Origin of the sequence: Anabaenopsis tanganyikae CS-531, from assembly GCF_029891675.1 — a bacterium.
GTDB classification, from domain to species: Bacteria; Cyanobacteriota; Cyanobacteriia; order Cyanobacteriales; family Nostocaceae; genus Anabaenopsis; species Anabaenopsis arnoldii.
The window spans coordinates 26,348-34,248 of sequence record NZ_JANQDF010000178.1 but is presented as its reverse complement, the minus strand read 5'-3'; the positions used below and the strand labels follow the sequence as shown (position 1 = coordinate 34,248).

Below are 7,901 nucleotides of genomic sequence, written 5' to 3'. Positions count from 1 at the left end.
AGACAGCAGCCAATAATTCTGGGCAAACCACCATCAATTCTACCCTTCTCAATGCTACCGCCGCCGCTATCGGTCAAGATAGATTTGGCGCTTTTGTTTTGGGAGGTAACACTTATATTCAGGGTACTAATCAAACGACTAACTTTGAGGATGATTTACTGCTGAGAATCAATGGTACCTTTACTTTAACTACTGCTGACTTTATCCTTTAAATCATAACCTATGCGATCGCTCTTAGCTGACTAATTAGGGCGATCGCCCTCACAGATGGTAATTCTGGTGGTAACCTATGCGATCGCTCTTAGCTAACTAATTAGGGCGATCGCCCTCACAGATGGTAATTCTGGTGGTGCGGTGGTGGGATATGGGTTTACAGCATTTTTCATGCTAGCCAGGGAATCAATTCCCTGTCTGATAGCTGAAGTCCACTAAAAGTGGACTGGTGGGTTACCTAAGCTGCTTTGGGTTTAGGAAAGTGACGTAGGTTTTGTTACAATTAGTAAAGTTTATATTTACAAAAAAGCCTTATGGAGTTATGGGCTGAGTTACATAATTTTGTGGTTTAGCTTCAGCAATCATGATTCCCCAAACCAAACTAAAATGAAATTTAGTTGTACGCTCTATATTAAACTGTGCTGAAGTTAGTAAACTATGAAACTGTTTTTGGGTGTAACACCCCTTGTAAGCAGGGTCAACAAACTTCAATATAAAATCACATATTTGACAGGATAAATAATCTTTACACCAATCTAAAATAAGTAGTTTACCTTCTGGTTTTAAAACCCGTCTTATTTCCAATAATGCCCCATGAGGATCATCAAAATAATGAAATGCACTGGCGGATATGATTACATCAAAACTGTTATTTAGGAATGGTAAATTTGACACACTTGCATTCTGAAATGAAACATGAGAATAAGTACGACATTTCTGTTTAGCGACTAGGAGCATTGCTGGGGAAATGTCTACTGCAGTAATTATTTGCTGTGGATTTTCGGTTAGTAATAATTGCTCAAACTCTCCGGTTCCACAGCCCACATCAAGGACTGTTGCTTCTGGTGCAATGTCTGCCCAATTTTTTAAAACAGATAATGTCTTGGTAATGTAAGTATTCCAACGCCGGTCATATAAATCTGCTATCTGGTCATATTGTTGGCGAATTAGTGTTTCACTCATAGGTATTTTTTGTGAGATGGTGAATATAGCATTTCCCATGCTCGTGAGGTACAATTTTTTTTAGCTTGAGGGAACAGGGAACAGGGAACAGGGAATAGGGAATAGGGAATAGGGAATAGGGAATAGGGAATTGGTGTGTACTTCATGAGCCTGAAAAAGGCTATATCAATATTGTTGGTACAAGTTTAGGTTGATTTATTCAACAACATTTGAGTAAATTGGTGGACTGGACTATTAAAAGATAAGCTACTGCCCCAGATCACAAATAATTCCTTTACAATCAGCTTTTTGATTTTGGAGTTTACTGCAGTACTAGCCCCTGAGACAATTAACTGCCCCCTGTGGCTTTTCACCTTGCAGGGCTTGCAGAATATTTTGGGCGGCTTCTAGGGCGATGTCCCGCCGTAGCTCGTCAACCGCAGATCCAATATGGGGAGTGAGAAAAGTTTGATTGGTGTTTTCTAATAATGACTGGGGTATGCTGTGGGGTCGATCGCTACGATGCCAGTCTTCCATTTCAAACACATCGGCAGCATAGCCCCCTAAGTGTCCAGATTCCAAAGCTTGACACACGGCCTGCTCATCCACTACGGAACCACGACCGGGGTTAATTAAAAAGCTACCCGGCTTCATTTTAGCTAAGGTGTTGGCGTTGATTAAATGAAAGGTTCCTGGTTGCAGAGGTACTACCAAGACAACAAAATCACTTACCTCTATTAAGGTATCAAAAGATACTCTTACTAAATTCGCCATTTCCTCTTGTTCCGGTGTTAAAGCCACCGGATCGCTGTACAGTAACCGCATCTCAAAACCTGCTAGACGTTGAGCGATCGCTTTGCCTAATGCACCCATACCGACAATTCCCAAGGTACGATTTGCTAGCCCTAGGCTGTAAAGTTGGGGTCGCCAACCAGCAAATTTACCCCTGCGCATCAGGCGATCGCCTACTAGCATCTGTCGTGATAAGCCAATTAATAACCCAATAGCAATTTCCGCAGTAGGTGCCGACAACAAAGAAGGCACAATTGTAAACCATACACCACAACGGGTACAGGCATCAACATCAAAATTATCGTAGCCTTTCAGAGCTGCTGCAATTACTTTTAGCTGGGGACACTCCCGCAAAAAAGCTTCATCAATGCTGTCCGGCATAAATACCATCAATCCGTCGGCATTTTTAGCCCTTTGGAGAATTTCCTCACGAGATAAAGATTCTTGATGGGGATTAGCAATCACCTCACAATGAGGTTCAAGAAGTTCAATCACTTCTGGATGTACCCAGTTTGTAATCACAACCTTTGGTTTCATAGCATTTCCTCAAGCTAAACGTCTGCGCAAATAGCCACTGAAACTATCTACCAATATCACCATCATCAAAATGACGAGTAGGATTGCTGATACTTCTGTATACCTAAGTATACGTAAAGAACCAATTAATTCAAACCCTATACCCCCAGCACCCACTGCACCCATAATAGTAGAAGCGCGAAAGTTATATTCCCAACGATATAAGGTTACATCCAGGATTTGCGGCAAAACTTGGGGTAAAATGCTGTGATATATTACCTGGATCTTGTTTGCACCAGCCGCCTGTGCTGCTTCGATTGGTGCTGAGTTTACGTGTTCGATGTACTCAGCAAAAAACTTACCCACCATCCCAATTGAATGAAACCCAACTGCTAATGCTCCTGGTAATGCACCAAACCCCACCGCAGCTACCAAAATAATCCCCATAATCAGTTCTGGTATAGCCCGTAAAGCATTGAGAATCAGACGCGCCACCTGAAACACAAATGGATGGGGTGTAGTATTACCAGCTGCTAATAGTGATAATGGTAGAGAAAAAGCAACTGCGATCGCAGTTCCCGCAACACTCATCGCCAAGGTATCAAACAGGGGCTTAATCCAGTTGATAGCCAAACTAAAATCTGGCGGTAGCATTTGGCTAACTAAATTGATCCCACTGGGCACACCTTCAGCCAATCTTTCCCAATCAAAAAGACCAACTAATAAGCAAGATATGAGCACAATCACTACAACAGTAGCTACTTGCAGTAAATGCTTATATCTGTGTTGTCTTTGTTGTTTTAACAGAGGTTCAAATCTTTGATAACTATTGGTTGCCATAAAACTCCGTCAAATGGTTAGCAGTAACCCCGCAAAAGCAAGATATTATTTGACAGTCATATTTTTCCACCCAGAAATTTATAATCTGGTTTAAAATAAGTCCCTATTAATTTAACTTTTGAAAATCTAGATTCAAGGTTTTACCTAAATTTCTAACTACATCATACTCTTGATCTGTAATTGCACCAAAACCATCTGCTTTAAAAGCTTTGAGAATTTCTTCATCCTTGAGTTCAATAAATGCTGCACTAATTTGTGTCTTTAGCTCTGGCTTCAAATCTGAGCGCATTGTCCAAGGATATTGAGGAAATGGTTCTGATTCTGCCAAGACTTTGACTTTGTTAGTATCGATAACTTTTCGCTCGATTAAAGATTCAAAAATAGGTTGACTCAATCCCCCTATTTGAGCATTGTTATTTTGAACTGCGACAGCAACTGCATCATGAGAACCAACAAAGACTTCTTCATAATCTTTTTTCGGTTGTAACCCCTTGTCAAGCATCATTGATTTGGGAATTAAATGACTAGAAGTAGAAGCTTGATCACCATAGGCTACTGTTTTTCCTGACGCTTGATCAAGAGAATTTACACCACTTTTTACACTAGCAATAATCACTGATTTATAGGTAGTTTCACCATCCTTCTTTAAAGCTGCGAAGGGTTCAATATTACTTTTAGTTTTAGCTAAAACATAGGAAAGTGGTCCAAAGTAAGCTAGTTCTAAACGTCGATTACTTGCGGCTTCAATCATTGAAGAATAGTCAGTTGTTACAACCAATTCAATATCTTTCCCTAACTTTTCTTCTAAATATTTTTCTAAACCCTGATTATTTTTGATGACAGTTGAAGCATTTTCATCTGGTAAAAGAGCTACCCTTAAAGTATCGGGATCAGATACACTAGGGTCAACCTCAGTATTCGTAGCAGTGTTGTTAGGTGCTTGACAGCCAACCAAGGCTAACACGACTACAGCAACAGATGTGAGTATTTTTTTTTGAATGGCGATCATGGTAGAAGTTCTCCTGATATATCAAATGGTATTAGTGTGTAAACTCTTGTGGGATTGAGGTCGGGAAATAATATGTTATCCTTTGCTTTGTGTATGAGGGGCTTTGCCAAATTGCTCCTCGATATCTAGGTGAATATTTTCGGTTTTGCCATAAATACGATTAAGTTCGTACTCCTCAATGTCTGCGGCATTACCATCAAAAACTATATGACCTTGAGATATTCCAATTATCCTGTCTGCATAGGTTTTAGCTAAATCTACTTGGTGTAAACTCATAATCGCCGTGATGCCGTCTTCTTGACAAATTTGACATAGAAAAGAAATCACCTTGTGAGAACTAGCAGGGTCAAGGCTCGCCACCGGCTCATCTGCCAGAATTAACCTTGGTTGTTGCGCCAAAGCACGCGCAATACCTACCCGTTGCTGTTGACCACCACTGAGATTATCTACCCGTGCTAAAGCTTTATTTAACAGTCCTACCCTCTCTAAACACTCCAAGGCTATATATTTGTCAGCTTTGGGTAATGGGAAAAAGCTCCTGAGAGTTGAGTGATAGGCTAAACGACCGGTCAGCACATTTTGTAGTGCAGTTTGTCTACCAATTAATTGGTGCTGCTGAAAAATCATCCCTGTGCGCTGGCGATGCTGATGCAGCACCTTGGGTTCATTGAGTTTCCCCCAACCTTCTACTGTGATAGACCCTGCTGTTGGTTTGATTAGTCCATTTAAACACCTTAACAAGGTTGATTTACCCGAACCTGAAGCTCCCAAGATGACTGTAAATTCCCCAGGGTTAAAGTTTAAAGAAACTGACTGGAGGGCTTGAACTCCCCCAGGATAAGTTAAACTCAAGCGATCGAGCTGAATTATCATCCTAGGAAAATTCCCCTATCCTACAGAATCCACAAGCACTTGATTTCAAAATTTAATCAAAACTCCACTTCAATAACCACAGGTTATTGCTTTTATTTAAAGTTTGGGTTAATAATTGATTTCTTTTAGGTTAAAAAAAAATATTGGCTATCTTCCGCGAGCAAGAGGATTCACCTTATATTAGTTTTCGCAGTGACGGAAGTTAACAGATAATAGATAATAGACTGTGGGTTTTGCCTAAACTTACTCTGTCAGCAGAATCTCAGTGTCTTTAGACCTGAGAGTGTCAATGGAATCTCTATGAAGCAAGAATCCCCCCGCTTATAGCCCTGGGGAGTGTCAAGCATCACGACTCGTAATTTACATGGGACTGGATATTTACACTTTGCCTTTAGCATTTGAATTTACTTCTCCTGGCCCGGTTATCCTGGACATTGGGCCTATCAGTATCCGCTGGTATGGATTGTTAATTGCCATAGCAGTCATCATCGGTGTGAGCCTTTCCCAGTATCTAGCAAAGCGCCGTCATGTTAATCCAGAATTGATTGCTGATTTATCAATTTGGTTAGTGATTGGGGCGATTCCCGCAGCGCGGCTTTATTATGTTTTGTTTCAATGGTCAGAATATCAGCAGCATCCAGAGAGGATTATCGCTATTTGGCAAGGAGGTATTGCGATTCACGGAGCGATTATCGGTGGTACTTTAGCAGCTTTAATCTTTGCTAAACTCAATAGAGTTTCTTTTTGGCAATTAGCTGATTTAGTGGCCCCTTCCCTAATTTTAGGACAAGCAATTGGACGTTGGGGGAACTTCTTTAACTCCGAAGCCTTTGGTCGTCCTACTAATTTACCTTGGAAGCTATATATTCCCCCACAAAACCGTCCTTTAGCTTTAGTTAATTTTGAATATTTTCATCCCACATTTCTCTACGAATCCCTGTGGAATTTAATAGTATTCGCTTTGCTGATTACTTTATTTTTCCGGGGTTTATCTGGGAAATCACCCTGGCGCTTAGGGACAATATTTTTATTTTATGTGGTGGGCTACAGTTTAGGACGCTTCTGGATTGAAGGGTTTCGCATTGATAGTTTAATGCTGGGATCCCTTCGTATTGCACAAGTTGTCAGTTTAATTGCTATTGTGCTGGGACTAGCTGGATTAGCTTGGCTCTACTTATTTAAACGCCCTTTACCTGATTTAATTCCGCCTCCCCATCGGGATGAAGGAATGAGGGATATATAGGGAAATGGAAAAAATGCCCCAGAGTAAACTCTAGGGCCTAACCAGGGTGCATCTACCATTCATCTCTACTAATAATTAGGGAGCAATCCGGAACTTTAGGGCAAAAATCCCAAAAAAAAGTTTTTCGCATTTATATCTCGCGTAAATTACAGAAAATAAGTCATTATTATTTGTATGAAAAATAATCTAGATATGACCCAGCCAGCAGTTTATATTGTGGGAGCAGGTCCAGGAGATCCCGATTTATTAACAGTCAAGGCCCAGAAACTCTTGTCCCTTGCAGATGTAATTTTATTTGCGGATTCTTTAATACCGGAAGAAATTGTAAATTTATGTCGAGAAGATGCGGAAATTATTCCCACTGCAAATAAGACCTTAGAGGAAATTCTAGCACTGATGATTGCAGCAGTGCGATCGGATAAATCTGTAGTCCGTCTCCATTCGGGAGATCCCAGCCTTTACAGTGCTATCTATGAGCAAATGCAACTCTTAGGGGAGGCTAATATCCCCTTTGAGATCATCCCTGGTATTAGCGCCTTTCAAGCTGCAGCGGCGAAGCTGAAAATTGAGTTAACGGTACCCGGTTTAGTTCAAACCATTATTCTCACCCGTTCGAGTGGACGTACCCACGTTCCCCCTTCGGAGGAATTAGCTGCCCTAGCAGCACATCAAGCTAGTCTGTGTTTATATCTAAGTGCGCGTCACATAGAAACCGCCCAAGCCAAACTTTTAGCACATTATCCCCAGGACACCCCAGTAGCAATTTGCTTTCGCATTGGTTGGCCTGATGAGAAAATCATGGTTGTCCCTCTGGGGGAAATGGCAAACTGTACCCATGAAGAAAAGCTAATTCGTACCACACTTTACGTCATTAGTCCCGCACTTTCACCCGCACAACGTCCATGGGCTACGCCCCTAGTTCGGAGATCCCGTTTATACCATCCCGAACATAGTCATATATTTCGCTCATCTCATGATTAAACATCTGTGAGCTATATCTATTTCACCCGGAGTCCGATAAAGTTAAATATATGCACAATATGCACAAAAACTGTAACTTTAACTCAATACCATGCCTTTAATCAAAGTCCAAACTTCTGTATCTATGCCTCACAAAGCAGATGTTGAAAGCATGCTGAAAAACTTATCTAGCAAGTTAGCACAACATTTAGGCAAACCTGAATCTTACGTGATGACCTCCTTTGAGTCCGGTATTCCTATGACCTTTGCAGGGACTACAGACCCGGCTTGCTATATTGAAATTAAAAGTATAGGCACTATGAAACATCAGCAAACTCAAGCCATGACCCATGAGTTTTGCCAAAAGATTCACCATTATTTAGGTGTCCCAGAAAATCGGATTTATATAGAATTTGTGGATGTTAAGGCTACAATGTGGGGTTGGAACAACTCAACTTTTGGTTAGTTAAGATGCTACCCTGCGAGTTTTGCTTCAGCAGGGTGTACCCACCA

At 41.1% G+C, this 7,901-nt stretch carries 9 protein-coding genes; 4 read left to right on the top strand and 5 right to left on the bottom strand.

Translation table 11 applies throughout. The annotated features are described in order from the left end of the window. The coding region (locus tag NWP22_RS17450; RefSeq protein ID WP_271732904.1) for a hypothetical protein at positions 1 to 212 on the top strand (212 nt) is incomplete at its 5' end. A 313-nt stretch (positions 213 to 525) separates the two neighbouring features. On the opposite strand, the gene NWP22_RS17445 is transcribed toward NWP22_RS17450, so the two are convergent. The 5 genes from NWP22_RS17445 to phnC all read right to left on the bottom strand — a co-directional run bounded on the left by NWP22_RS17445 (position 526) and on the right by phnC (position 5,185). Further along, a complete protein-coding gene (locus NWP22_RS17445; RefSeq protein WP_271732906.1) occupies positions 526 to 1,176 on the bottom strand; it encodes a class I SAM-dependent methyltransferase in 651 nt (216 codons plus the stop codon). A 312-nt stretch (positions 1,177 to 1,488) separates the two neighbouring features. Continuing rightward, positions 1,489 to 2,484 carry a phosphonate dehydrogenase gene (locus tag NWP22_RS17440; protein ID WP_271732907.1) on the bottom strand — a complete coding sequence of 332 codons (996 nt, stop codon included), beginning with the start codon at positions 2,482 to 2,484 and terminating at the stop codon, positions 1,489 to 1,491. A 9-nt stretch (positions 2,485 to 2,493) separates the two neighbouring features. Then, the gene (phnE, locus tag NWP22_RS17435; RefSeq protein ID WP_271732909.1) at positions 2,494 to 3,303 is read right to left on the bottom strand and encodes a phosphonate ABC transporter, permease protein PhnE; all 810 of its coding nucleotides are present in this window, start codon (positions 3,301 to 3,303) and stop codon (positions 2,494 to 2,496) included. A 106-nt stretch (positions 3,304 to 3,409) separates the two neighbouring features. Beyond that, complete coding sequence (gene phnD / locus NWP22_RS17430) at positions 3,410 to 4,312, bottom strand: phosphate/phosphite/phosphonate ABC transporter substrate-binding protein (RefSeq protein WP_271732911.1); 903 nt, start codon at positions 4,310 to 4,312, stop codon at positions 3,410 to 3,412. A 75-nt stretch (positions 4,313 to 4,387) separates the two neighbouring features. Then, positions 4,388 to 5,185, bottom strand: a complete 798-nt coding sequence (phnC, locus tag NWP22_RS17425; RefSeq protein ID WP_271732913.1) for a phosphonate ABC transporter ATP-binding protein — start codon at positions 5,183 to 5,185, stop codon at positions 4,388 to 4,390. A gap of 364 nt (positions 5,186 to 5,549) precedes the next feature. Between phnC and lgt the strand changes: the two genes are divergently transcribed. The 3 genes from lgt to NWP22_RS17410 all read left to right on the top strand — a co-directional run bounded on the left by lgt (position 5,550) and on the right by NWP22_RS17410 (position 7,854). Then, positions 5,550 to 6,428: a prolipoprotein diacylglyceryl transferase gene (gene lgt / locus NWP22_RS17420; RefSeq protein ID WP_271732915.1), complete on the top strand. Its 879-nt coding sequence runs from the start codon at positions 5,550 to 5,552 to the stop codon at positions 6,426 to 6,428. A 174-nt stretch (positions 6,429 to 6,602) separates the two neighbouring features. Further along, positions 6,603 to 7,409, top strand: a complete 807-nt coding sequence (cobM, locus tag NWP22_RS17415) for a precorrin-4 C(11)-methyltransferase (RefSeq protein ID WP_271732917.1) — start codon at positions 6,603 to 6,605, stop codon at positions 7,407 to 7,409. A gap of 91 nt (positions 7,410 to 7,500) precedes the next feature. Continuing rightward, complete coding sequence (locus NWP22_RS17410) at positions 7,501 to 7,854, top strand: phenylpyruvate tautomerase MIF-related protein (protein ID WP_271732919.1); 354 nt, start codon at positions 7,501 to 7,503, stop codon at positions 7,852 to 7,854. Positions 7,855 to 7,901 lie beyond the last annotated feature (47 nt).

Bases quoted from the DNA above. Each gene is read 5' to 3' on its own strand.
- lgt (WP_271732915.1), top strand. From the start codon at position 5,550: ATGGGACTGGATATTTACACTTTGCCTTTAGCATTTGAATTTACTTCT.
- cobM (WP_271732917.1), top strand. From the start codon at position 6,603: ATGAAAAATAATCTAGATATGACCCAGCCAGCAGTTTATATTGTGGGA.
- NWP22_RS17445 (WP_271732906.1), bottom strand. From the start codon at position 1,176: ATGAGTGAAACACTAATTCGCCAACAATATGACCAGATAGCAGATTTA.
- NWP22_RS17440 (WP_271732907.1), bottom strand. From the start codon at position 2,484: ATGAAACCAAAGGTTGTGATTACAAACTGGGTACATCCAGAAGTGATT.
- NWP22_RS17410 (WP_271732919.1), top strand. From the start codon at position 7,501: ATGCCTTTAATCAAAGTCCAAACTTCTGTATCTATGCCTCACAAAGCA.
- phnE (WP_271732909.1), bottom strand. From the start codon at position 3,303: ATGGCAACCAATAGTTATCAAAGATTTGAACCTCTGTTAAAACAACAA.
- phnD (WP_271732911.1), bottom strand. From the start codon at position 4,312: ATGATCGCCATTCAAAAAAAAATACTCACATCTGTTGCTGTAGTCGTG.
- phnC (WP_271732913.1), bottom strand. From the start codon at position 5,185: ATGATAATTCAGCTCGATCGCTTGAGTTTAACTTATCCTGGGGGAGTT.